The following is a 26,221-nucleotide window of genomic DNA, read 5'->3' on the forward strand; positions in this document are numbered from 1 at the left end:
ACAATAAGGCAAAATAAAATTTATGATAAAAATAATTATTTTAGGGTCTAATGGACGTATTGGTAAATTATTAATTAAAACGATAAAAAAAGATAAAAACATAAAATTAGTAGGTGCTGTAATAAACCCAAGTAATAACTTAATTGGAAAAGATATTGGCGAAATAATAGGATTAGGTAAATTAAATATAAAAACAGTTGGAAATATAAAAGATATAAAAAATAAGTTTGATACAATAATAGATTTTACTAAACCAAAAATAAGTTTAAAAAATTTAGAATATTGTTGTAAAAATAAAAAATCAATAATTATAGGGACAACAGGATTTAAAAAAAAACAATTAAAAAAAATAAAATTATTTAAAAATAAAGTACCATTTGTACTATCAGCGAACATGAGTATAGGCGCTAATGTTATTTTAGATATAATGATAAGTATTACAAACAAATTAATAATAAAAGATTTTGATATAGAAATTATTGAATATCATCATAGTAATAAAATTGATTATCCTTCTGGTACAGCATTAAATATAGGAAAAAAAATAGCTAAGATTATAGGATATAAATTAAATACTATTAAAGTCTTAAATAAAACAGGTCCTCGCATTAAAAATACAATAGGATATTCAATGATTAGAGCAGGAGATATAATAGGAGAACATAAAATAATTTTTGCTTCAAAATCAGGTGAAATAATAGAAATTAATCATAAAGTAAGTAATAGGTTAGTGTTTGCTTATGGCGCAATACTTGCAGCAAAATGGATAAAAAATAAAAAAAATGGTTTTTATAATATGCAAGATGTACTTAAAGAGGATAATAATTTTGTATAAATTAGCATTGTTAGCGTTAGAAGATGGGAGTATTTTTAAAGGTATTTCTATAGGATATTGTGGTAATACTGAAGGTGACGTAATTTTTAATACCTCCCTTACAGGGTATCAAGAAATTATAACTGATCCTTCTTATATTAAACAAATAGTAAATTTTACTAATCCACATATAGGGAATACAGGCATTAATAACGAAGATTTAGAATATAAAAAAATTTGTGTGTCTGGTTTAATATTAAATTGTATACCTAGTCCTAGTGTAGGTATTGGTCATCATCGTAGTAACTGCTCATTCATAGAATATTTAAAAAATCAAAATGTTGTTTGTATAACAAACATTGATACTCGCAAATTAACTATACAATTAAGGGATAAAGGTATACAAAATGGCGCTATTATAACTGTTAATAATATAAATAAGAAGAACATTAAAGAAGCAATAAAATTAGCACGGAAAAATATAAAGTTAAAAAAGTCTAATATAAAGTTAAATAATAATAAAAAAAAGTTTAATTTTAAAAAACATAAATATCATATTATAGTTTATGACTTTGGGGCAAAATATAATATAATAAGAATATTAAAACAATTAGGATGTCGTTTAACAATCGTTTCATATAAAACTTCATTTAAAGAAATTATCTCAATGAAACCAAATGGAGTTTTAGTTTCTAATGGTCCTGGTAACCCTAAAGATTATCAGGATTCTATAAAAACTATAAAAAGATTGTGTACTAATCAAGTTCCTTTATTTGGTATTTGTTTAGGACATCAATTATTGGCATTGGCGAGTGGTGCAAAAACAATTAAAATGAATTTTGGACATCATGGTTCAAATCATCCAATCTTAGATTTAAAAACTGGTAAAATCTTTATCACCACTCAAAATCATTGTTTTGTTGTAGATAAAACTACGTTACCAAAAAGTATTAAAATTACTCACAGATCTCTATTTGATGGTACTTTACAAGGACTTGAAAGAATAGATTGTCCTGCTTTAAGCTTTCAAGGACATCCTGAAGCAAATCCTGGACCTCAGGATGCATATTTATTATTTTATCGGTTTATTAAAAAACTAAATTAGTTAATGGAAGTTATATGCCCAAATATAATATAAAAAAAGTAGTAATTATAGGTTCTGGTCCTATAATTATAGGACAAGCATGTGAATTTGATTATTCTGGAGTTCAAGCATGCAAAGCTTTAAGAGAAGAAGGTATTTATGTTATATTAGTTAATTCAAATCCAGCAACTATTATGACTGATCCGCTGATAGCTAATTCAACCTATATTGAACCAATAAAGTGGGAAATTTTATCTAAAATCATTGAAAAAGAAAGGCCAGATGCATTACTAGCAACAATGGGAGGACAAACAGCTTTGAATTGTGCCTTAGATTTAGATAAATATGGTATTTTAAAAAAATTTAATGTAAGACTTATTGGAGTTAATATATCTACCATAAAAAAAGCTGAAAATCGCAATAAATTTATTACGTTAATGAATAATATTGGCCTTGAAAGTCCTAAATCTGTAATAATTAGATATATAAAAGAAATATATGAAATAAAAAATAAAATCGGTTTTCCCTGTATTATACGTCCTTCTTATACTATGGGAGGATTTGGTGGAGGCATAGCAAAGAATTTTGAAGAGTTAAAAAAAATTTGTATTAGAGGGCTGAATATAGCACCAACTAAGGAATTGTTAGTAGATGAATATTTAATTGGGTGGAAAGAGTATGAAATGGAGTTATTACGAGATAAAAAAGGTAATTGTATTATTGTATGTTCCATAGAAAATTTTGATGCACTGGGCATACATACAGGTGATTCAATTACAATATGCCCTGCACAAACTTTAACGGATAAAGAATATCAAATAATGCGTAATGCTTCTATTACTATTTTGAAAGAAATTGGAATAGATAGTGGAGGATCCAACGTACAATTTGGGATTAATCCAAAAACTGGAAAAATGGTTGTCATTGAAATGAATCCTAGAGTTTCTAGATCATCTGCTTTAGCCTCTAAAGCTACAGGGTTTCCCATAGCTAAAATAGCGGCAAAATTAGCTATAGGTTATACTTTAGATGAATTAAAAAATGACATAGGTAAAATACCTGCTTCGTTTGAACCAACTATAGATTATGTAGTAACAAAAATACCTAGTTTTAACTTTGAAAAATTTCCTAAAGTTAATGACAGATTAACAACAGAAATGAAATCTGTTGGGGAAGTAATGGGCATAGGAAGAAGTTTTAAAGAATCATTACAAAAAGCATTACGTAGTTTAGACATAGGAATTAATGGTTTAGATAATAAAATATTAACGCTTAATAAAAATTCAATAAATACAATAAAAAAAGAATTAATATATCCGGGGTATGAACGTATTTTTTATATAGCTGATGCTTTTAGAGTTGGACTCACAATAAAAGAAATTTTTCATTATACAAAAATAGATATGTGGTTTTTAAGTCAAATAAAAGAATTAATAAACATAGAAAATATATTTTTAAATAAAAATATAAAGAATATTAATTATGAAAATTTATATTATTTAAAAAAACAAGGTTTTAGTGATAAGAGAATTGCTAAATTATTAAATGTTAAAGAAAAAAATATTAGAGCTTTACGGGAAAAATTAAAAATCCATCCAGTATTTAAAAGAGTTGATACATGTTCCGGAGAATTTACTACTTCAACGGATTATATGTATTCTACTTATGAAAATGAATGTGAAGCTAAAATTAAAAAATCTTCGGATAAAATTATTATTATAGGGTCAGGTCCTAATAAAATAGGACAAGGTATTGAATTTGATTATTGTTGTGTTCAAGCAGCTCTTACTTTAAGAGAAGAAGGTTATGAAACAATAATGATTAATTGCAATCCAGAAACAATTTCTACCGATTATGATATTAGTGATAGACTATATTTTGAACCTATAACATTAGAAGATATATTAGAAATTATAAGAAAAGAAAATCCGAAAGGAGTTATTATTCAGTTTGGTGGTCAAACCCCTTTGAAAATAATAAAAAATATAAAGAATCAAGAAATTCCTATAATAGGAACTAATAAATCAACTATAGACACAGCTGAAGACAGAGAAAAATTTAAAAAATTAATTAAAAAAATTAAGTTATTACAGCCTGAGAATGAAATTGCTTTTAACTTAGAAGATGCTTTAATTAAAGCAAAAAAAATAGGTTACCCTTTAATTGTTCGTCCTTCTTATGTTATAGGAGGTAGAGCAATGGAAATTGCTTATAATGTAAAAGAATTAGAAAAATATATTAAAAAAGCTTTGAACTTATCAAAAAACAATTCTATTTTATTAGATAAATATATAAACAAAGCAATAGAAATTGATATTGATGCTTTATCAGATGGTAACGAAGTTATAATTTGTGGAATAATGCAGCATATAGAACAAGCAGGTATACATTCAGGAGATTCTGCTTGTTCATTACCTCCTTTTTATTTAGACATAAAACTTCAAAATGAAATAAAAAAACAAATAAAAAAAATCGCTATACAATTAAAAATTGTAGGATTAATGAATTGTCAAATAGCTTGTAAAAATAAAAAAATTTATATTTTAGAAGTAAATCCTAGAGCTTCTAGAACCATACCATTTGTTTCAAAATGTACAGGTTTTTCTTTAGCTAAAATAGCTGCAAATTGTATAATAGGTAAACCTTTAAATAATAAAAAAATATTTAAAAATATAAAACCTAAATTTTATGGAGTAAAGGAAGCTGTATTACCTTTTAATAAATTTATAGGTGTAGATCCTATCTTATCACCCGAAATGAAATCCACAGGAGAAGTAATGGGCATAGGAAGTAATTTTAGTGAAGCCTTTTATAAAGCACAATTAAGTATAGGAATGCCTATTATAAATTTAAAAGAAAATAAACAACTTATTGCTTTTATTTCAGTTTCTAATATAGACAAAAATAAAATAGCAAAAATAGCAAAGATTTTAAGAACCTTAGGTTTTAATTTAATAGCTACAATGGGCACGGCTAACTTTATATTACAACATGGGATTTTAGTTAAAAGCATTAGTAAAAACAATATTAGTTTATTATTTAAAAAATATAAAATAAATTATGTAATAAACACAATAAATAAAAAAAATAATTTAATAAAAAAAAATTACATAATTCGTAATACTGCCATTATAAAAAAAGTTCCATACACATCTACTATTGCAGGTGCATACGCAATATGTATGGCTTTAAAGTACTGTAAAAAAATAAATAAAGTAAGAAAAATTCAAGACATGCATTTGTTGGGAGTTAGTTAATGATGGTCTCAGCAAAGAAAATACCTATGACAAAAAAAGGTGAAAAAATTTTAAAAAAAGAACTAAATAAATTAAAAACTGTTAATAGAAATAAAATTATTAATGATATTGCTGAAGCAAGAAAACATGGTGATTTAAAAGAAAATGCTGAATATCATGCAGCTATTGAACAACAAGGTTTTTTAGAAAGACGTATTAAAGAACTTGAAAATAAAATTGCTAATTCTCAAGTTATAGACATAACTAAAATATATCCAAATGGTAAAATAATATTTGGAGTAACAGTTACTCTAATAAATTTAATTTATAATAAAAAAATAAAATATAAAATTGTAGGAGAAGACGAAGCAAATATAAAAAAAAAGAAAATTTCTATTACATCTCCAATAGCGCGTGCTTTAATTGGGAAAAAAAAAGGTGATATTGTTAATGTAAATACACCAGGCGGTAATGTAAAATATGAAATTAATTTAATTGAACATTTATAAAATGTAATAAACATAATAAGGTAAATAATAAATTAAGTATTAATTTTAAGATATGGCTAAAAACCTAAGTAATTGGTTAATTATAATAGCAATTTTATTGACAATATTTAATAATATTAGTATTGATTCTAATACTCAAATATTAAGTTATTCTAAATTTGTACAACAAATACATAAAAATAAAATACGAAATGTTATTATTGATGGATATTTTATAAATGGGGAACATAAAGATGGATCTAAGTTTAAAACAATTAGACCAACTATTGAAGATCCTAGTTTAATAGATGATTTATTGAATCATAATGTTTCTATAGAAGGAAGAGAACCAAATAAAACAAGTATATGGTCAAGATTATTAATATCTAGTTTTCCAATATTAATTATAATAGCTGTTTTATTATTTTTTATGCGACAAATGCAAATTAATGTTGGAGGTAAAAAGGGTGGACCAATTATTTTTGGTAAATCTAAAGCTAAATTAATTTCAAAGGATCAAATAAAAATTACTTTTAGAGATGTTGCAGGTTGTGATGAAGCTAAATCTGAAGTGGAGGAATTAGTATCTTTTTTAAAAGATATTAAAAAATTTAAAAAATTAGGAGTAAAAATTCCCAAAGGAGTGTTAATGATAGGGCCACCAGGTACTGGAAAAACTTTGCTTGCTAAAGCTATAGCAGGTGAAGCAAAGGTACCGTTTTTTACTATTTCTGGTTCGGAATTTGTAGAAATGTTTGTAGGTGTAGGTGCTTCTCGAGTTAGAGATATGTTTATGAAAGCCAAAACAAAAGCCCCCTGTATTATCTTTATAGATGAGATAGATGCTGTAGGAAGAACTAGAGGGTCAAATATAGGTGGAGGCGGTCATGATGAAAGAGAACAAACATTAAATCAATTATTAGTTGAAATGGATGGTTTTGAATCAAATAATGGTACTATTGTTATAGCAGCAACTAATCGTCCTGATGTATTAGATAAAGCATTATTAAGACCTGGAAGGTTTGATAGAAAAGTTAATATAAATTTACCTGATATTATAGGTAGAGAAAATATACTAAATATTCATTTACGAAAAATCCCTTTGTCTGATGATGTAGAACCTAAACTAATTGCAATGGGAACGCCCGGATGTTCTGGCGCGGAATTAGCTAATATAGTTAATGAAGCTGCGATTTTAGCTGCAAAATGTAAATTAAAGTTAGTTAGTATGTATGAATTAGAAAAAGCAAAAGATAAAATAATAATGGGAAATGAAAGACGCTCTATGGTTATGTCAGAACAAGAAAAACGAAACACTGCATATCACGAGGCAGGACATGCATTAATTGGTTTATTAATGCCAGAACACGATCCCATATATAAAGTAACTATTATTCCAAGAGGACAAGCATTAGGTGTTACAATGTTTTTACCCAAATTAGATCGTTATTGTTATTCTCGCAAACAAGTACTTAGTAAAATTTGTTCGTTATTTGGTGGTCGTATTGCTGAAGAATTAACACAAGGGTTTAACGGTATTACCACAGGAGCATCAAATGATATAAAATGTGCTACAGAGATAGCTCATAATATGGTTTATAAATGGGGTTTTTCTTCGAAAATGGGACCGATAATGTATGATGATTATAAATTAAATAATCAAATTAATAATAAAAACTTTTTAAATTCTGTTAAAACTTTTGCTAAATTAGATAAAGAAATAATAAAAATTATAGACGCTTGTTATTTAAAATCTTATTCAATAATTAAAAAAAATATTGATAAACTTGATTTAATGGCAGAAGCTTTATTTTTTTATGAAACCATAAATATTAAACAAATAAAAAAAATAATGCAGGGCAAATTCCCTTCCCAATAAACCTTGAATAATTTATTATTTGTAAATATAATGCTTGAAATTTTCATAATTTCTTTTATTTTATTCCAAAACACCTTATATTTTAATAGTATTTTAATTAATAAGGGATATTATAAAGTAATAAATAGGTTAATTTATTTAACCTTATTAATGTATTTTTTAAATTCCTTTACTTTGTTTATCTTGACTTAATAAGTAAGCCGAGGTGGTGAAATTGGTATACACGCTACTTTGAGGGGGTAGTAACTATAAATGTTGTGCGGGTTCAAGTCCCGTCCTTGGCATCCTATATAATTTTTATTTAACGCGGGGTGGAGCAGTCTGGTAGCTCATCGGGCTCATAACCCGAAGGTCATTGGTTCAAATCCAATTCCCGCTAAAAAGTTACACCTCAAGACAACAGCATAACATAAAAACGAGATGTTAGTTTTATGAAGTGTTTTGTGCAAAATGGAGAGAAGGAAGTGTAGAGCATTTCAGGAAGTGTGGTGTATGTTGTGTTGTAATGGTTTTGTTTTTGTGGTCTTTTAAGTTAATGTGGTGTATTGTAAGTTGCTTTTTTGTGGTGTAATGTTAAGTTGTGTAATGTTGTGTTGTTATGTTATGTGTTGATATGCTTTGAGTGAAGTGTATTAGTGTTGAGATGAGATGTTGTGTAATGTTGTAAGGTGTTGCTTTGGCTTTGAGTTTGAGTGTGTTGTTATGAGATGAGATGAAGTGTATTAGTGTTGTGTGTTGTTGTTTTATGTTGTGTTGCTTTGAGTGTGTTGTTGTGTTGTAAGTTGTTGTGTTGTGTTGTGTTGTGTTGTTTTGTTTTGTTTTTGTAATGTTGTTATGTGTTTTTTTAAGTTAGTTAAGTTTATTTGTTTGTTTGTTTGTTTTGTTTTGTTTTGTTTTAATTTGTTTTGTGTAGTGTAGTGTTTTGTTTTTTTTTTGTTTGTAATGTTGTTGGATTGAAGTGTTTTAAGTTTTGTTGTATTGGTTTTGGTTTTTTTTAAGTTAATATCATATAAGTTGTTATTAAGTTGTATATGTTTTGAGTAAGTGTATTTTATTTGTTTTAATGTTGTTTAGTGTGTTGTGTTGAAGTGTGTTGTAGTGTAATGGTTTGAAGTTTGGGTTTGTTTTTAAGTTGTGGGGAGTTAAGTTAATGTATTGAGGTTTAGACTAGACTAGTTTAGTTGTTGTGTTGTGTTGTGTTGAGATGATTTGAAGTGTTATGTGTTGTAGTGTAAGTGTTGTAATGTAAGGTTAAGTTAGTGTGTTTTTCTTTAAGTTAATGTGGTTTACATTACATTAATTTAATGTAATATAAGTTTAGACTAGACTAGACTAGTTTAGTTTAGTTGTGTTATTTTGTGTTGCTTTGAGTTTGAGTGTGGGGTGGTATGTTTAGTGGTGTGTTGTGTTGCTTTGCTTTGCTTTGTTATGTTATGTTATGTTATGTTATGTGTTGTTTTGTTTAATATAATTTAAGTTGTGGTGTTATGTGTTGTTTAAGTTATTTCAAGTTGTGGTATGTTTAGTTATGTGGTATGGTATGTTTGAATTGTGTTGTTTTGTGTAATGGTTTTATTGAGTTTTTTACATTAAGTTGTATTAGTGTAGTTTGTGTAAGGTGTTTTTACATTAATGTGGTGTAATGTAATGTAAGTGTAAGTTGAGTTGTGGGGTGGTATGTTTAGTGGTATGTTATGTTATGTGGTTGGTAGTGGGTTGGGTTTTGAATTGTTTTTGTTTTTGTTTTTGGGTTGAACTTGAGTTAGTGTGGGGTGAGTTGTTGTTGAGTTGAGTTTAGTTTGAAATGATTTGAAGTCTTTTGAATTGATTTGTTCTTTTATTTGATTGTTTTGAATTGTTTTTATAAAACATTACATTAACTTAAGTTAGTTTGTGTAAGGTGTTATGTATTAATGTAATGCTTTGTGTTTTAGTTATGTGGTTTAAGTTGTTCTTTTATTTGAATTGATGTCATTTGTTATGTAATGGTATGTTTTGTAAGTAATGGTGTGTAATGTTGTGTTTGAGTTTGTTTTTTAGGTTAGGTTAATGTAAGTTTACAAAGTTTAGTTATTTCAAGTTAATGCTTTGTTTTAACTTAACTTGTGGTTTTTGTTATGTGGTTTAGTTTAAAGTCTTTTCTTTTGTAATGTTTTTGAATTGATTGTTTTGTGGTATGTTTGTAATGGTTTGAAATGAAGTGTTTTTGATTGGTCTGTTTTGTGGTATGTTTATTTTGTTTAGTTTAGTGGTGTTATTTTGTGTAATGTAGGTTTGTAATAGTTTAGTTGTTATTAATGTGGTGTAAATTAAAACAAGTTGTATTGTTTTATTGTATGTTATGAAAAAATATAAGTGTGTTAAGGGTGTTATGTTTGGTTGTGGTTTGTGTAATGGAGTTTGTTTGGGTTGAGTTTGGAATTGTTTTTTGTAATGGATTAATTTGTTTTGAGTTGTTATGCTTTGTTATTGAGTTACTTTGTAATGGTTTGTGTTGTTGTTGAGTTACGTTGGGTTGGTGTGAGTTGAGATGAGATGTTTTAAGTTGCTATTATTTGCTTTGCTTTGAGTTGAGTTGAGTTGTTTTGACTTGTGTTAAGGTGTTGTTGTGTTATTTTAAGTTAGTGTTGTAGTTTAGTGTAATTTGTTTTAAATTAAACCTAAACAACTTAACACATTACACAAACAAACTAAGTTAGTGTAAGTTTTTTTTAAGTTGGATTGATTTGAAGTGTTTTTATTAAATTACATTAACTTATATTATTTAACTTAACCTACCTTAACCTTACACATTCAAACTTAAAAACAAAAACAAACTACACTAATACAACTCAACTTAACTTAACTTAAAAAAATACAACTTATATTAAAATAAATTAAAGCACTCAAAGCAAAGCAAATTAAAATAACACATAAAATAAAAGAACATAACAACTTAATCAAAACCATACCATAACATAACACTTCATCTCATCTCACACTCAAAGAAAACTCAAAGCCAAAGCAACACAATACAATACAACATATAACAACTTAAATACAAACAACACAACATTACATTACACCACAAGTTAAAACATTACACTAATTTAATCAATCAATCCATTACAAAAACAATCAAAACAGACCAGACCAGACCATAACACATTAAAACAAAATACATTAACTCAACTTAACTTAAAAAAATACAACTTAACATAACAACACACTACACTACACAAAATACACTAACTTAACTTACACTAACTTAACTTGTGTGGTTTTGAATTGTTTTACACAAACTTACTACACAAACTACACATAACTAACTTAATTTAAACCAATACACTAAACCACAAACAAAAGACCTCAATCAAATAAAAACAAACCAAACCAAACCAAACCAAACTATTACAACTTGAAATAACTTAACTTAACTTAAACCATTTAAAACATAACTAAACCATTACATAACACCACAAACCAAACCAAACCAAACCAAACCATTACAAACCAACTTAAAATAAAATAAATTAAATTAACTTTAAAAAACTTAAACCAAACCATTACAAAACAAACCATACCAAAACACTTCAAAACATTACAACTTAATCCAAAACATACCACTTCAAATAAAATAAAAACAAAACAATTTAATCCAAAACAACTTAAACACACAACAACTTACAACACTAATACACTTCATCTCAACACAATACAACACATCTCAACACAACATTAAAACAACATAACTTAAAAGACTTCAATCAAAAACATTTCAAAACATAACAAATGACTTCACATCAAATCAAAACAACTTATATTAAAACACAAATCAAATCAACTTACATTAAATTAAATCGAATCGAATCGTATCGTATCGTTTCAAATCAAAACAAAACAAATCATATCATATCATATCAATTCACACTTAATGTAAACCACACAAAATAATCATAACACCACAAAACACTTCAAAACAAAACAAAACAAAACTAAACAAAATAAACATACCACACAACATTACATTACAAACCACATTAAACAACTTAAACCACACCACCAAGCAAAACTTACAACATTATATTAAAGCAACTCAAAACTTACAACATAACAACTTACCTTACACTAACTAAACAAAACTTAATACAAAATAAAATAACTTAAAATAACACAACTAAACTAAACTAAACTAGTCTAGTCTAAACTTACAAAACATTACAAACCACAAAAACATACCACAACTTAACTTAACTTAAGTTAAAACAATTTAATGTAAAACCACATTAAAACAATCAAAAACAACATAAACCACACCACACCACATTAAATGTACATTAACTCAATTCAACACAACATTAACTTAATGTAAAAACAAAACAACTTAATCAAAACAAAAACATTACAAAAACAATTCAAAACAATTTAAAACAAAACAAAACAAAACAAAAGAATTCAAATCGAATCGAATCGTATCGTATCGTATCGTTTCAAAACAAAACAAATAAAATAAAATAAAAACACTTCAAAACATAACAACATAACTCAAAACAATCAAATCAAATCAAAACAAATCAAATCAAATCATTTCAAAACATAACAAATCAAATCAAATTCATATCAATTCAACAACACCTTAACTCAACAACAAAGTAACTCAATACAAACTTATAACCTTACATTACACAAATTAAACCAAACAAACTTAAGTTAACTTAATGTAATGTTTTTTTTTGTAAATTAATTTAATTTAATCCATTACAACTCAAACCAACTCAACACATAACAAAACATAACAACTTAATACAAAAAATAAAAAAAACACTTCAAAAACAAAACAAATTAAAACAACATAACATAAAACACTTCAAAACAAACTCAATACAAAGAAAACTCAACTCACCCCACTAAACTAAACTAAACCACACTAAACTATTACAAACCACACCAACTCAAACAAAACAAAACAAAACAAAACACAACAACACACAACATTACAAAATATTACACCACAAATCAAAAGCATTACATACCACATTAAAATAATTTAATGTTTTGTAAACCACACTCAAACTCAAAGCAACACACTTCAACACAACACACTAAACTAAAACAACTTGAAATGAAATAACTTACTTACATTAACCTAACCTTACCTAAAACAAACTTAAAACACTTCAAAACATCACAACTTAAAACAATTTAATTTAAAACAACCTTAACCTTACAAAGCATAGCACAACACATATCATAACAACACATTCAAACTACACTAATAACAACTTAAACAACATTACACTACACAAACCTACATTACACAACATTACACCACTAAACTAAACAAAATAAACATACCACAAACAAAAAAACAAACCAATCAAAAACCACACCACATTAACACAACACAACAAATAACAACACAACACCTTACAACACAACACAACTTAACTTAACTTAACTTAAAATAACTTAACCTAAAACACTTCAAAACATACCACTTCAAAAACAATTCAAAACAACTTAAAACAAAACAACTCAAAACAATTTAAACAACCTTAACCTTACAAAGCATAGCACAACACCTCAACACACTACAACATTACATTAACTTGTTTTAAACCAACTTAAAAAAACTAAACCATTACACAACACCACATAACATAACATAACACAACAACTTACCTTACAACAACCTACACAAAATAACACTAAACTAAACTACACTAACTCAATACAACTTATATTAACTTAATACACCCAAACACTTCAAAACAAACTACACAAACTCAAACTTAACTAACTTAAGTTAATGTAATGTAAAAAACAATTCAACTCAAACTTACACAAATGTAATGTAATGTAATGTAATGTAATGTAATGTAATGTAATTTAATCCAATTTAAATTAATTTACACTAATTTTTTTTAATTTAAACCAAAGCAATTTAATGTAAAAAAACAAAACCACAAATCCAAAACAATCAAATCAATTCAAAAGACTTCAAATAAAAGAACAAATCAAATCAAAACAACATAACTTAAAACAATTTAATTTAAAACAAATCAAATCAATTCAAAAGACTTCAATTCAATTCAACAACAATTCAAACCCAAACCCAAACTATTACAACTTAAACCATTACAACACAAACCTTACACAACACATAAAATAACATAAAATAACAAACCATAACATAACATAACATAACACTTCATCTCATCACACTTCAACACAACAAATAACAACACCTTACACACTTCATCTCATCACAACTAAACAACATTAAAAAAAACACAACATTACAAAACATTACATTACACCAAACTATTACATACCACATAACATAACAAGTTAAGTTAAGTTAAAACCAACATTACATTAACTAACACAACACCACATTACATTAATTCAACCTTACACTAACTCAATACACTTCATTACATAACTAAACCTAACTTAATACAACACAACACATAACACCACATATCATAACAACTTATATTATATTATATTAACTTTAACCTAACCTTACAAAGCATTACACAAACAAAATACACTTCAAACTAAAACATATTAACTAAAGTTAGAGTTAGTGTTTAAAGTTGTGGTATGTTTAGTTTTTTGTGTTGAATTGTAATGGATTGAAGTCTTTTGAATTGTTTTGTAATGTTTTTGTTTTGATTAAGTTGTTATGTAATGATATGTTTTGTTATGTGTTGTTTTATTACTAAATATATTAGTTTCAGTTCAGGAAAGGTATGATGAGTAAAGATATCTTATTAAATATTGATTCAATTTATAATGAAAAAGGTGTGTCACGGCATTGTATATTTAAGGCAGTTGAAGAAGCTTTATCTGGAGCAACAATTAAAAGATTTGAAGGACAAAATGTAAATATTATAGTTAAAATGAATAGAATAAATGGTAAGTATGATACTTTTCGGAGATGGCAAGTCGTTAAAGATGAAACTTATACTAAATCATCTATTGAAATTCCTTATACTGCTGCTAAAAAAATAAATAAAAAGTTTGAAATTAATAAATATATTGAATATAAAATTGAGAATATTAATTTTTGTAGAATAGCTGTTAAAATTGCAAAACAAATTATTGTACAAAAAGTTCGTGAAGCTGAACATACTGAGATAATACGTAATTATAGTAACAAAATAGGTGAAATAATATGTGGGAATATAAAAAAAATAATTAAAGAAGGTATAATAATTGAATTAGATGATAAAACTGAAGGGTTTTTACCTTGGAATCAAATGATTCCAGGTGAACGGTTTAATATTAATGAAAGAATACGCACATTATTATATAAGGTAATTCCCTATAGTCGTAATTTTAAATTAATACTTTCAAGATGTTGTTCGACTTTTTTAATTGAATTATTAAAAAGAGAAATCCCCGAAATATTAGATGAATTAATAGAAATAAAAAGTGTTGCAAGAGACCCAGGCTATAAAGCTAAAATTGCGGTTAAATATAATATTGATCCAATAACAATAGGTACAGGTTATTGTGTAGGTCTTGACATTAGAGGATCAAGAATACAATCTATTTCTAATGAATTACATAATGAACGTATAGATGTCATACTTTGGGATAAGAATTATAAAAAATTTGTTATTAACGCTTTTTCTCCTTTAGATATAATTTCTTTAAATATTGATGAAATTAATCAGAAGATGGAAATTGTAGTTAAGGAGCATAGTTATTATAAAGCTATAGGAAAAGGTGGACAAAATATTAAATTAACATCAGAACTAACAGGATGGATGTTAAATGTGGTTACTAAAAATGAAGCTAATAAAAAAAATAAATCTCAAGTAAATTTTTTAAGTTTAAAACTTGATATTGCTAAAAAAATAGCAGTTTTATTGGTGGATTATGGATTCACTTCTTTGGAAGAAATTGTATATGTTCCTATTAAAGAATTTTTAAAAATAAAAGAATTGAAGATAAATGTAATAAAAAAATTAAAATCAAGAGCACAAGATGAATTGCTAATTTTAGCAATGAAAGAAGAAAAAACTATTTTGGAGAAATATAATGTTAGAAATAACTGTTAAAGATTTTGCAAGCAAAATAGGATGTGATATAAAGAGGTTACTTAATTATTTACAAAGTGCAGGAGTAAAACATAAAAAGGCAGATAAGTTATTAACAGAAAAAGATAAACAAATATTATTAAATTATCTAAATTATCAACAAGGTATAAAAAAAATTACTTTAACTAGAAAAATAAATAGCAAGATATTTATGGAAAAGAAATTAATTGATGTTCAAATATGTAAAAAAAAGACTTTTTATACACTTAATACAGAAAAAATAGAAATAAATAACAAAGATAATCATAAGATAAAATCTAATAAGAAATTAATTAATAAAAGACATACTTTTAAACTGCCTAAGGCAAAAAATATTATTAGAGAAATAAATATTTATGACTCAAATAGTATTTTATTTTTAGCTAAGAAAATGGCAATAAAAGCAGCATCATTAATAAAAATTTTCTTAAGGATGGGCGTTTTAGTCACTAAAAATCAAAAAATTGATAAAGATACTGCTTGTTTAGTTGTAGAAGAATTAGGGCACACAGCAAAAGCTATAAATCGTAATGAAATTGAGAAAAATTTATTAAAAACTAAACCTCATTTTGGAAAAAAAGTTAAACGTTGGCCCATAATTACTGTAATGGGACATGTTGATCATGGAAAAACGTCTTTAATTGATTGCATTCTCAAAAATAAAACTTTTACTAAAACGAACACTAACCCTGAACTAGTACCTAAATTAGTAAATAAAGAATTAGGAGGTATTACTCAATATATAGAAGCATATCATGTAAAGTTAGATAAAGGAAAGAATATCACTCTAATAGATACTCCAGGTCATAAAGCTTTTGAAAATATGCGGGCAAATGGTGTAAAATTCACAGACATTGTTATTTTAGTAGTTTCAGCTGTTGATGGGTTAAAACCCCAAACTATTGAAGCAATAGAACATGCTAAATATGAAAATTTACCTGTTATTGTTGCAATTAATAAAATTGATAAAATAGGAACAGATATCAGTCGTATTCGAAATCAGATCTCTGAACACGGGCTTATTCCTGAAGAATGGGGCGGAGATACTCCTTTTATTCCTGTATCAGCAAAAACAGGAATAGGTATCGATTTGTTATTAGAATCTGTTAACTTAATCTCAGGGCTTGTAAATTTAACTACAGAATTAGACTCTCCAAGTCAAGGTGTTGTAATAGAATCAAGAATTGATATAGGAAAAGGACCTGTGGCAAAAATTATAGTGTTAAATGGTACTTTACATAAAGGTGATATATTATTATGTGGATTAAATTATGGCAGAGTGCGTGCAATAATAAATGAATTAGGAAAAATTGTAGAAAAAGTAGGTCCATCTATTCCGGTTGATATTATTGGATTTAATGGTATACCAGAGTCAGGTGAGAAATTTAATGTAGTTTCAGATGAAAAAAAAGCACGTGATGTGGTTAACTTTCGTTATGTAAACAATTTAAATAAAAAACAAATAAATAATATTAATCAAAATTTCTTTCACAAAATTAATACGATTAATATTGTACTTAAGGCTGATGTACAAGGAACATTAAAAGCATTGCTTAATTCTATACATGAATTATCTAACAATAAAATTTTTCTTAATTTAATATCAGCTAATGTTGGCAATATAAACTCAAATGATGTAAAGTTAGCCATTACATCAAAAGCAATTTTAATAGGTTTTAATGTGCATGTAGTAAATAAGGCTAGAGAGATTATTGACCGTGAAAATATAAAATTATTTTCTTATAACATTATATATAAATTAATTGATGGTATTAAAGAAATAATACATAATAAATTAAAACCTAAACAACTTGACCAACTCCTTGGTATTGCAGAAGTTCGTGATATCTTTAAAACTAATAAAAAAAATGGAATAATTGTTGGATGTATAGTTAAAAAAGGTAGTATATTACGAAACAAAAAGCTACGAGTTGTTCGAAATAAGTTCGTTGTTTATCAAGGTGTAGTAGATTCCTTACGTCGTTTTAAAGAAGATGTTAATGAAGTTAGTAATGGTCTGGAATTTGGGGTATGTATTCGTAATTATAATGATGTTAAAATAGGCGATAAAATAGAAATTTTTGAGTAATAAAACATTACACCTCAGAAACAAACTTACGTTATTACATTTATGTATGTTGGTGTGAGCCGTAAGAGCAGAATTTGTGTTATGGGTTGTTTTTGATTGTTTTTAAGTTGTTTTCTTTTTGGTCTGTTTTTGTTATGTGGTGAAGTGTGAGGTGTTATGCTTGTATTAAGTTGTTATGTTATGTTATGTGTTGTAAGTTGTGTTGTTGTGTTGTGTTGTTGTAGTTGATATGTGTTGTTATGTTATGTTATGTTATGTTATGTTTTTTTATGTGTTGCTTTTTGCTTTGTATTAGACTTTAAGTTAGTGTGTTGTTTTAAGTTAGTGTAAGTGTGTTGTAAGTTAATGTAAGTTTTGTAATGGATTGGATTTAGTTGTGTTTGATTGTTTACATTAATGTAAGTTGTTATGGTTATGTGTTAATGTTAATGTAAGTGTAAGTGTAGTGTAGTGTGTTGTAAGTTGTTGTGTTGTTTAATATAAGTTGTGTAATGTTGTGTTGAGATGCTTTGAAGTGTGTTGCTTTTCTTTGAGATGAGATGAGATGAGATGAAGTGTTATGTTATTTTATTTTATTTTATGTTATGTGTTGTAGTGTAAGTAAAACAACTTAATGTGGTGTAAATCAATTCAAGTTGTATATGTTTAGGATTAGTTATGTGTAGTGTAATATAAGTTGTATTTGAGTTGCTTTAATATAATATAATATAAGTTGTTATGTAATGTTATGTTTTGTTATGTGTTGAGATGAGATGTTGTTGAGTTGTAATACTTTGTATTGAGTTAAGGTAATGTAATGTTGCTTTAATGTAATGTGGTTTAATTTATTTTGTAATGGTTTTGTTTTACATTAATGTATTTTAATGTAATGTTGTTATGTTATGTTATGTTATGTGTTAACTTAATAGTGTAGTTTGTTTTTAAGTTTAAGTTTAAGTTTGTTTTTGTTTTTAAGTTTGGGTATTTTATTTTGTTAGTGTAATGCTTTGTAAGGTTACTTTAATATAAGTTGTTGTGTTGTTTAATATAAGTTGTGTAATGTTGTGTTGAGATGCTTTGAAGTGTGTTGTAGTGTAGTGTAGTGTAAGGTGTAATGTAAGTTAATGTAATGTAATGTAATGTGATGTGATGTGATGTGATGTGGGGTGGTATGTAATAGTTTAGTGGTGTGGTTTTGATTGTTTTGTGGTGTTATGTTTTGTATTAAGTGTTGGATTAAATTAAGGTTATTAATGTAATGTAATGTAATGTAAGTTAAGTTAAGTTAAGTTAGGTTAGGTTAGGTTAGGTTAAGTAAGTTGGTTTTTTAAAGTTGTGGTTTAGTTTATTTATTATTTAAGTTGGTTTGTAATGGTTTGAAGTGTTTTGATTGTTTTTGTTTGTGTTTGTTTACATTAAGTTGTGGTATGTTTGTGTTATTGGATTAGTGCTTTGTAAGGTTGTGTAAGGTTGTTTTAAATTAAATTGTTTTAAGTTGTTTTAAATTGTTTTATGTTATGTTGTTTTAATTTGTTTTATGTTATGTTATGTTGTTTTAAGTTGATATGAAGTGTTTTAAATTGTTTTGTTTTGTTTTGTTTTGTTTTTGAAGTGTTTTAGTTTAGTTTAGGTTAGGTTAATGTTGTGTAAGGTTAAGTTAAGTTAATATAATATAAGTTAATGTAATGTAATTTAATTTAATCAAATTTATATTAATGTGGTGTAATGAGATGTAAGTTGATATGTGTTGGGTTTGTGTTGTAATGGTTTAATGTGTTTTGAATTGAAGTGTTGTTTTTGTTTTTGGTTTTACATTAAATTGTTTTGGTTTGTAATAGTTTAGTTTGTGTTGTAATGGTTTACATTAAGTTGTATTAATTTAAGTTGGTTTGTGGGGTTGTGTAATGGTTTAGTTATGTTTTAAATGGTTTAAGTTAAGTTAAGTTGGTTTTGATTGGTTTAAGTTATTTTAAGTTGGTTTGATTGAGGTGTAATTTAATTTAAGTTATGTTATTTTATTTTTAGTTGTTGTGGTATGTTATTTTAGTAATAGTTTTTTTTAAAGGGATGTTATGAAGGCCTATAGCTCAATAGGTTAGAGCAGAGGACTCATAATCCTTGTGTTGTAGGTTCAATTCCTACTAGGCCTATAAAATCAGCTACTTTGATAAAAATATTTCTTAACAATAAGAAAATTAAAATATTATTTTTAGTTACCTTAATATTTGTTTGAAAGATTTGTATAAGTTTTATATACCTGTTTATTTTATTATTTAAAGTAGAAAATAAATACAAAATATCTTTATAATTACAATTACCTTTTTCTATTAATTTATTATAAGTTTGTATAAAAAAAAATATTGAATTAAAGAAATTATATTCTGCATTTGTTTTAAAATATCTAACATTAACTGTATAATTCATAAACAAATTATGGTTATATATTTTCTTATATTTCTTTAAAAAATTAATTATTCTTTTATTTATTTCTATTATAGATAATATAATATTCTTCTTATTAAATAAATAATTCATTATATAACTACGTCTAAATAAATCATAAGGACAAAAACTGGTATGCTTTAACGCACAATATATTGTTTTATTTATTTGATATTTTGATGTTAAATTTAATATCTTGTCTAAGATAAATAAGAATATGTCAGTTATAAACTTAGTTTTTTTTAAAATCTTTTTATACAGATCAATAGAATACTTAATTAATTTTTTTAGATCTAAATTCTTTTCATTAAAGATAATAATTTTTATTATTATATAAGCTAATCTTCTTGTAAATAAAAGATCATTACTATTATTTAATTTAATACCTAAATAAAAAAAACCTATTAAATCATCTATTTTATTTGATAAAGATAAGGATATTCCTTCTTTTGTAAATGGTAAACTTTTAATATAATGATTTGGCAAATATTGTTGGTAGATTGTTTTATAGATTTCCTTTTTTTCTTTGTTTATAAAAGAATAATAAGATCCAATAAATCCTTTAAATAAATTAAACTCTTTAACAAAATATGTAATAAAATCACATTTTGATAAATATCCAGCCCTAATAGCAATGTTTATATTTCCTCCAATATAAACAATATATTTTTTAATAATGTTAATAATACGACGAGTTTTATCAGCTAAAGTTCCTAAATTATATTGAAAAATTACTCTTTCTAAATCTTTAAAACGTTCAAATAATTTTCTTTTTAAATCATATAGTACCAAAAGTAAAATATCATTAAAAAAAATATTAATGTTCATTTCATTCAAGAATATTAATTTTTGTTTATTTAAACTATTTAAATTAACAATAACAATGTATTTATTTATTAAAAATTTTTCTTGATTAACTGAATGAAAACTTTTTTGTTTAAATTTAATTAAAAATATAATTAATTCCTTAGGAAGTTTTTTAAATATTTTATTGAATTTTATAACAATTGCTACGGGCCATTCTACTAAATGAGTGATATTTATTAAAAGATTTTCATCTATATTTACTAAAAACTTATGTTGATTAGAAAGATATAAAATCATATGTCTAATAAGTTCAAGTCGATAATTAAAATTAACAATTACATATCCAGGATACTTTAATTTAAATAAATACTCATTACTTTTATTTAGTTTTATATATGTTTTACAATGTATTATATGACCATAAGATTTTCTATTTGAAAATACATTAAATAATTTGATTTTGATTATTTTATTATTAAATAATACTATAAACCAATTTATAGGACGTATAAATTTATAAGGATTTTTTCCCCATCTCATTTGTTTTAACCCTGAAATCTTTGTTAAAAATATTTTAATAGCAAATTGAAGTATATTTTTTATATTGTTTTCAATATTTTTTATATTTTTTATTTGTATGGCAATACGTCTGGCTGTTGTAAATATTTTAATATTAATCTTTTTTAAATAAAAATTTTCTTTATTGTTTTTGTTTTTGTTTTTGTTTGAATATGTTCTGAAGTTTTGGGTTAAAATTTTTAGAAGATTGTTGGGAATAATGTCGTTAGATTTTATAGGGAGATTTTCAAACCCAATTTCAATAAATAATTTATTCATTTCATAGTTATAAGTTGATTTTATATTTTTTTGCAATTTCACACGCCATAGTTCTTACCCTATATACATAAATTTTTTTCTCTAAAAAATCTATAAATTTACAAGAATCTAATAAATTTAAAATGTGTGATGATTTTAATAATGTTTCATAAGCAGGTATTATTAAATTCTTTTGTAATAAATGAAAACACGAATTTTCATATTTAAAAAAATTATTTAATAAATTTTTTTTATCTAAAAACTTAAAATTATAAGTTGATTGTTCTTTTTCATTTTGTAAAAAAATCTCACCATAAGTAATATCCTTATTCCATTTTATATTATAAAAATCATTATTACTTTGTAAATGCATCGCTATTCTTTCAAGTCCATAAGTAATTTCTCCAGTCACAGGATAACAATCTATACCTCCTATTTGTTGAAAATAAGTAATCTGTGTAATTTCTATATTATTTAACCATACTTCCCAACCTAAACCCCAAGCACCTAAACTAGGTGATTCCCATTTATCTTCTAAAAATTTAATATCATTTATTTTTAAATTTATACCTAAAATTTTTAAAGAATCTAAATAAATTTGTTGAAAATTTTTTGGTGAAGGTTTAAAAATTACTTGAAATTGATAATAATGTTGTAATCTATTAGTTTTATTACCGTATCTACCATCTTTAGGCCTTCTACAAGATTGGGTGTAACATGTTTTTACAATTTCTTTTTTTGTATTAAGCGAATTAAAAAAAGTAAAAGGATGAAATGTAGCTGCACCAATTTCTATATCCAACGGTTGTAACATTAAACAACCAAATTTTGACCAAAATGTTTGTAACATTACTATTAAATACTCAATAGTATTATTCTTTATTTTCATTATAATTGTTAAAGATGTTTATTTGATTTAGAATAATAATTGAATCATTTTTTTATCATAAAATCAACATAACATATAAAAATATATAGAAATATGAAACACATAAAATATAATTCTCATTTGATATTAGAAAATTATGTAAAAAAAATACTTAAAGCAACAGTATATGAAGTTGCTAAAGTAACACCTTTATCTTTTACACCTTTACTTTCTAACTTTTTAAAAAATAATATATTTATAAAACGTGAAGATTTACAACAAATCTTTTCTTTTAAAATTAGAGGTGCTTACAATTGCATGAGAAATTTATTGCAAAATAAACAAATTCAATGTGTAATTACAGCTTCAGCTGGAAATCATGCTCAAGGAGTTGCGTTGGCTGCTAAAAAATTAGGTATTAAATCAATTATAATTATGCCCAAAATTACCCCTGAGATTAAGGTTTTATCCGTGCAATCTATAGGTTCTGAAGTTTTAATAAAAGGTGATAATTTCAATTCTTCTTTAAAATATGCATTAAATTTAGTTAATAATTATGGTTATACTTACATACCTCCTTTTGATAATGCAGAAGTAATTGCGGGTCAAGGGACTTTAGCTATGGAAATTTTAAAACAATATAAAAATACAATATATGCAATTTTTGTTCCTGTTGGGGGTGGTGGGTTAATTGCAGGAATAACAGCATATCTTAAATATTTAAGGCCTAAAATAAAAATAATTGGTGTAGAGCCAGAAGATTCTGCTTGCTTAAAAGAAGCAATCAAATATGGTTATCCAATTACTTTAAATACTATAGATATGTTTGCTGAAGGAGTCGCAGTTTCGAGGGTTGGAAACAAACCTTTTGCCTTATTAAAAAGTTTTATAGATGTAGATGATATTATAACTGTTAATATAGATGAAATGTGTTGCGCAGTAAAAGATATATTTGAAAATACAAGAGCTTTAGCAGAAGTATCAGGCGCTTTATCTTTAGCTGGTTTAAAAAAATATATAATAAAACAAAATATTACAAACAAAAATTTAATTTGTGTAAATACTGGAGCAAATATTAATTTTGACAAATTACAATACATAGCACATAGAACAGCTTTAGGTGAAAACAAAGAATTAATATTAGCTATTAAAATACCTGAATCTATTGGAAGTTTAAAAGTTTTATGTAATTTAATAGGTAAAAATAAAAGGTTTACAGAATTAAATTATCGGTTTTTTAATAAAAAAAAAGCAAATATATTAATCGGTTTAAAAATAATACCAGGCACTGAAGATAAAAAAAACGTAATTAATAACATTCGTAAGGCTAATTTTTTAGTTAGAGATATGAGTTCTAATGAATTAATCAAATTACATATTCGTCACTTAATTGGAGGAAAATTTAAGCTATTTGCAAATAAAAAGAATTACAAAGAAGAATTATATTGTTTTGAATTCCCAGAAAAGTCAGGAGCCTTAATAAAATTTTTAAATAGTTTACCTGAAGTTTTTAATATTTCTTTATTTCATTACAGAAATTATGGTTATGCTTATAGTCGGGTTTTAATAGCTATTCAATTATATAAAAATAAGATACAACAAATAGAAAACAATTTAGATAAATTAGGTTATAGATTTTGGAAAGAAAGCAATAATATTGCTTATAAAATGTTTTTAAACTAACACTAAATTAAATTAATGGAGAAAATGTGAAAAACTTTTTTTGTATTGAAAAGATTTTAAATGTAATTCATTGGAATCATAAATTATTTAGCTTTTATACTACAAAAAATAAAAAGTTACGTTTTAATAATGGTCAATTTTTAATTATTGGTTTAATTAAAAATAAATACTATAAATTAATAATAAGAGCTTATTCTATCGTCACTCCTAATTATTCCAATTATCTTGAATTTTTTTCAATAACAATAGAAAAAGGCAGCTTTACATCATTATTAAAAAATATAAAAATTGGTGATTATATAGTAATAAGTAAAAAAGCAACTGGAACTTTAATACTTGATAATATTCAAAATGGTAATGTTTTATATCTTTTAGCGACAGGCACAGGTTTAGCTCCATTTATAAGTTTAATACAAGATCCAATTTTATATAAACGTTTTAACAAAATCGTGTTAATACATGGAGTAAGTTATATAAATGAATTATCATATAAACATTTTATTAACAAAAAAAGTAGATATAATAAAAATCTAAATAATAAAATAAAAAACAATTTAATTTATTACCCTACAACTACTCGTGAAAAATATTTAACTAAAGGTAGAATAACAGAACTTCTTATTAATGGAAAAGTATTTAGCGATTTAAAGTTCCCTTTTATTAATTTTAAATATGATAAGCTAATGTTATGCGGTAATAAAAATATGTTACAAGAAATTACAGAATACTTAACAAAATTAGGTTTTAAAAATGCCCGAATAAATAATCAAAAGGATTTTGTGCTTGAATATTCTTTTAAAATAAATAAAAGAGGCAGAGCCAAACAGCTCATAAAAAAATCAGAGCAGACTCAAATCATCTGAGTCCATTATGTTATTGAGAGGAGTAAGGCGTATCAAAAGCATCAAAAATAAAACAGTGAAGGGAATACACAAGAGCCAATACAAACTAACCCAATATAAACTAACTTAATGTAAATTAAACTTGGAAAGAAATAAATAAACAAACACAAACACAAATATAAAACATAATATGAACAATTTATTATATACGAAATATATTAAACATCATTTACAAAATTTAACTTTTGGGTTATATCCAAAAAAGGGGTGGATTATTGCACAAAATATAGAACAGATAAAAAGTATGGGTGTTTTTGCAATAAATTTAGATTCTATATTTGTTTCTTTTATAATGGGTTTTTTATTTTTATTTGTTTTTTACAAATGTTCGTTGTTATTAAATTATAATACTGTACCTAAAGGTTTAATAAATGCAGTAGAATATATCATTGAAAAAATAAACAAAATAATAAGTAATAATTTTAAATATAAGAATGAATTAATAGGACCACTTTCATTAGTTATTTTTATTTGTATTTTATTAATGAATTTTATTGATTTATTACCTATTGATTTTGTTAATATAATTTTGTATTTGTTTAATATTGATCAAAATATTAAAATTTTAGCAACCTCAGATATAAACATAACAGCAGGTATAGCTATAAGTGTTTTTTTTATAATATTATTTTATGCTATAAAAAATAAAGGTTTAACTGGTTTGATGAAAGAAATTTGTACAAAACCCTTTAATAATATATTTTTAATACCGTTTAATATAATCTTAGAAGTTATTAGTTTATTAATTGAACCTTTATCTTTATCTTTGCGTTTATTTGGAAATATGTTTGCATCAGAAGTTATATTTATTTTAATTAATCTTTTACCTTTTTGGATCCAATGGTTATTAAGTTTAGTTTGGGGAATGTTTCATATTTTAATAATACCTTTACAATCTTTTATTTTTATGATGTTGACTATAATTTATTTCAATAAAAGCTATGTTTAATAAATAAAGTATGGCAAGTAATTTTAAATAAAATCAACTAATATACCACTCACCTCACTACACATTATGCTTCCGTTATGACATTCAACATCATATCAATTTAACTCCTCTCA

The 26,221-nt window shown here is 25.1% G+C and carries 12 protein-coding genes and 3 tRNA genes; 13 read left to right on the forward strand and 2 right to left on the reverse strand.

Features of this window, described 5'->3' with window-relative positions; translation table 11 throughout:
- Nucleotides 1-22: 22 nt before the first annotated feature.
- From dapB to H7S46_RS01250, 10 genes are all read left to right on the forward strand, one after another.
- On the forward strand, nucleotides 23-835 hold the full coding sequence (gene dapB, locus H7S46_RS01205; protein WP_183043013.1) for a 4-hydroxy-tetrahydrodipicolinate reductase: 813 nt from the start codon (nucleotides 23-25) through the stop codon (nucleotides 833-835).
- Nucleotides 804-1,919 carry a glutamine-hydrolyzing carbamoyl-phosphate synthase small subunit gene (gene carA / locus H7S46_RS01210; RefSeq protein WP_259645842.1) on the forward strand — a complete coding sequence of 372 codons (1,116 nt, stop codon included), beginning with the start codon at nucleotides 804-806 and terminating at the stop codon, nucleotides 1,917-1,919. Before dapB ends, carA begins: the two co-directional genes overlap by 32 nt.
- A 14-nt stretch (nucleotides 1,920-1,933) precedes the next feature.
- Nucleotides 1,934-5,155, forward strand: a complete 3,222-nt coding sequence (gene carB, locus H7S46_RS01215; protein ID WP_183043014.1) for a carbamoyl-phosphate synthase large subunit — start codon at nucleotides 1,934-1,936, stop codon at nucleotides 5,153-5,155.
- The gene (gene greA, locus H7S46_RS01220; protein WP_183043015.1) at nucleotides 5,155-5,643 is read left to right on the forward strand and encodes a transcription elongation factor GreA; all 489 of its coding nucleotides are present in this window, start codon (nucleotides 5,155-5,157) and stop codon (nucleotides 5,641-5,643) included. The genes carB and greA overlap by 1 nt, the downstream gene beginning before the upstream one ends.
- 52 nt (nucleotides 5,644-5,695) lie before the next feature.
- A complete protein-coding gene (gene ftsH / locus H7S46_RS01225; protein ID WP_183043016.1) occupies nucleotides 5,696-7,501 on the forward strand; it encodes an ATP-dependent zinc metalloprotease FtsH in 1,806 nt (601 codons plus the stop codon).
- Between the two features lie 199 nt (nucleotides 7,502-7,700).
- Nucleotides 7,701-7,785, forward strand: a tRNA-Leu gene (locus tag H7S46_RS01230).
- Between the two features lie 21 nt (nucleotides 7,786-7,806).
- A tRNA-Met gene (locus H7S46_RS01235) sits at nucleotides 7,807-7,880 on the forward strand.
- A gap of 6,358 nt (nucleotides 7,881-14,238) precedes the next feature.
- Nucleotides 14,239-15,555 carry a transcription termination factor NusA gene (gene nusA / locus H7S46_RS01240; RefSeq protein ID WP_183043017.1) on the forward strand — a complete coding sequence of 439 codons (1,317 nt, stop codon included), beginning with the start codon at nucleotides 14,239-14,241 and terminating at the stop codon, nucleotides 15,553-15,555.
- Entirely contained in the window at nucleotides 15,536-17,662 is a 2,127-nt protein-coding gene (gene infB, locus H7S46_RS01245; protein WP_183043018.1) for a translation initiation factor IF-2, read from the forward strand. The genes nusA and infB overlap by 20 nt, the downstream gene beginning before the upstream one ends.
- A gap of 2,055 nt (nucleotides 17,663-19,717) precedes the next feature.
- A tRNA-Ile gene (locus tag H7S46_RS01250) sits at nucleotides 19,718-19,791 on the forward strand.
- Here the strand turns inward: H7S46_RS01250 and glyS are convergent.
- Both glyS and H7S46_RS01260 read right to left on the reverse strand, forming a co-directional pair.
- Entirely contained in the window at nucleotides 19,751-21,727 is a 1,977-nt protein-coding gene (gene glyS, locus H7S46_RS01255; RefSeq protein WP_183043031.1) for a glycine--tRNA ligase subunit beta, read from the reverse strand. The genes H7S46_RS01250 and glyS overlap by 41 nt on opposite strands.
- A gap of 7 nt (nucleotides 21,728-21,734) precedes the next feature.
- On the reverse strand, nucleotides 21,735-22,595 hold the full coding sequence (locus H7S46_RS01260) for a glycine--tRNA ligase subunit alpha (RefSeq protein ID WP_183043019.1): 861 nt from the start codon (nucleotides 22,593-22,595) through the stop codon (nucleotides 21,735-21,737).
- Nucleotides 22,596-22,688: 93 nt separating this feature from the next.
- Here H7S46_RS01260 and ilvA point away from each other — a divergent pair, with 93 nt between their 5' ends.
- The 3 genes from ilvA (at nucleotide 22,689) to atpB (ending at nucleotide 26,108) form a co-directional block, all read left to right on the forward strand.
- Nucleotides 22,689-24,257: a threonine ammonia-lyase, biosynthetic gene (gene ilvA / locus H7S46_RS01265; protein WP_259645844.1), complete on the forward strand. Its 1,569-nt coding sequence runs from the start codon at nucleotides 22,689-22,691 to the stop codon at nucleotides 24,255-24,257.
- Between the two features lie 26 nt (nucleotides 24,258-24,283).
- Complete coding sequence (locus H7S46_RS01270; protein WP_183043020.1) at nucleotides 24,284-25,120, forward strand: ferredoxin--NADP reductase; 837 nt, start codon at nucleotides 24,284-24,286, stop codon at nucleotides 25,118-25,120.
- A 169-nt stretch (nucleotides 25,121-25,289) separates the two neighbouring features.
- A complete protein-coding gene (gene atpB / locus H7S46_RS01275) occupies nucleotides 25,290-26,108 on the forward strand; it encodes a F0F1 ATP synthase subunit A (protein ID WP_183043021.1) in 819 nt (272 codons plus the stop codon).
- Nucleotides 26,109-26,221: the final 113 nt, after the last annotated feature.

Source organism: Candidatus Portiera aleyrodidarum (genome assembly GCF_902713745.1).
Classification (GTDB): Bacteria; Pseudomonadota; Gammaproteobacteria; order Johnevansiales; family Johnevansiaceae; genus Portiera; species Portiera aleyrodidarum_D.

What these genes read in the sequence shown, in the direction of transcription:
- nusA (WP_183043017.1), top strand. Translation starts at nt 14,239, where the DNA reads ATGATGAGTAAAGATATCTTATTAAATATTGATTCAATTTATAATGAA.
- carB (WP_183043014.1), top strand. Translation starts at nt 1,934, where the DNA reads ATGCCCAAATATAATATAAAAAAAGTAGTAATTATAGGTTCTGGTCCT.
- glyS (WP_183043031.1), bottom strand. Translation starts at nt 21,727, where the DNA reads ATGAATAAATTATTTATTGAAATTGGGTTTGAAAATCTCCCTATAAAA.
- ilvA (WP_259645844.1), top strand. Translation starts at nt 22,689, where the DNA reads ATGAAACACATAAAATATAATTCTCATTTGATATTAGAAAATTATGTA.
- dapB (WP_183043013.1), top strand. Translation starts at nt 23, where the DNA reads ATGATAAAAATAATTATTTTAGGGTCTAATGGACGTATTGGTAAATTA.
- ftsH (WP_183043016.1), top strand. Translation starts at nt 5,696, where the DNA reads ATGGCTAAAAACCTAAGTAATTGGTTAATTATAATAGCAATTTTATTG.
- H7S46_RS01260 (WP_183043019.1), bottom strand. Translation starts at nt 22,595, where the DNA reads ATGAAAATAAAGAATAATACTATTGAGTATTTAATAGTAATGTTACAA.
- greA (WP_183043015.1), top strand. Translation starts at nt 5,155, where the DNA reads ATGATGGTCTCAGCAAAGAAAATACCTATGACAAAAAAAGGTGAAAAA.
- infB (WP_183043018.1), top strand. Translation starts at nt 15,536, where the DNA reads ATGTTAGAAATAACTGTTAAAGATTTTGCAAGCAAAATAGGATGTGAT.
- carA (WP_259645842.1), top strand. Translation starts at nt 804, where the DNA reads ATGTACTTAAAGAGGATAATAATTTTGTATAAATTAGCATTGTTAGCG.
- atpB (WP_183043021.1), top strand. Translation starts at nt 25,290, where the DNA reads ATGAACAATTTATTATATACGAAATATATTAAACATCATTTACAAAAT.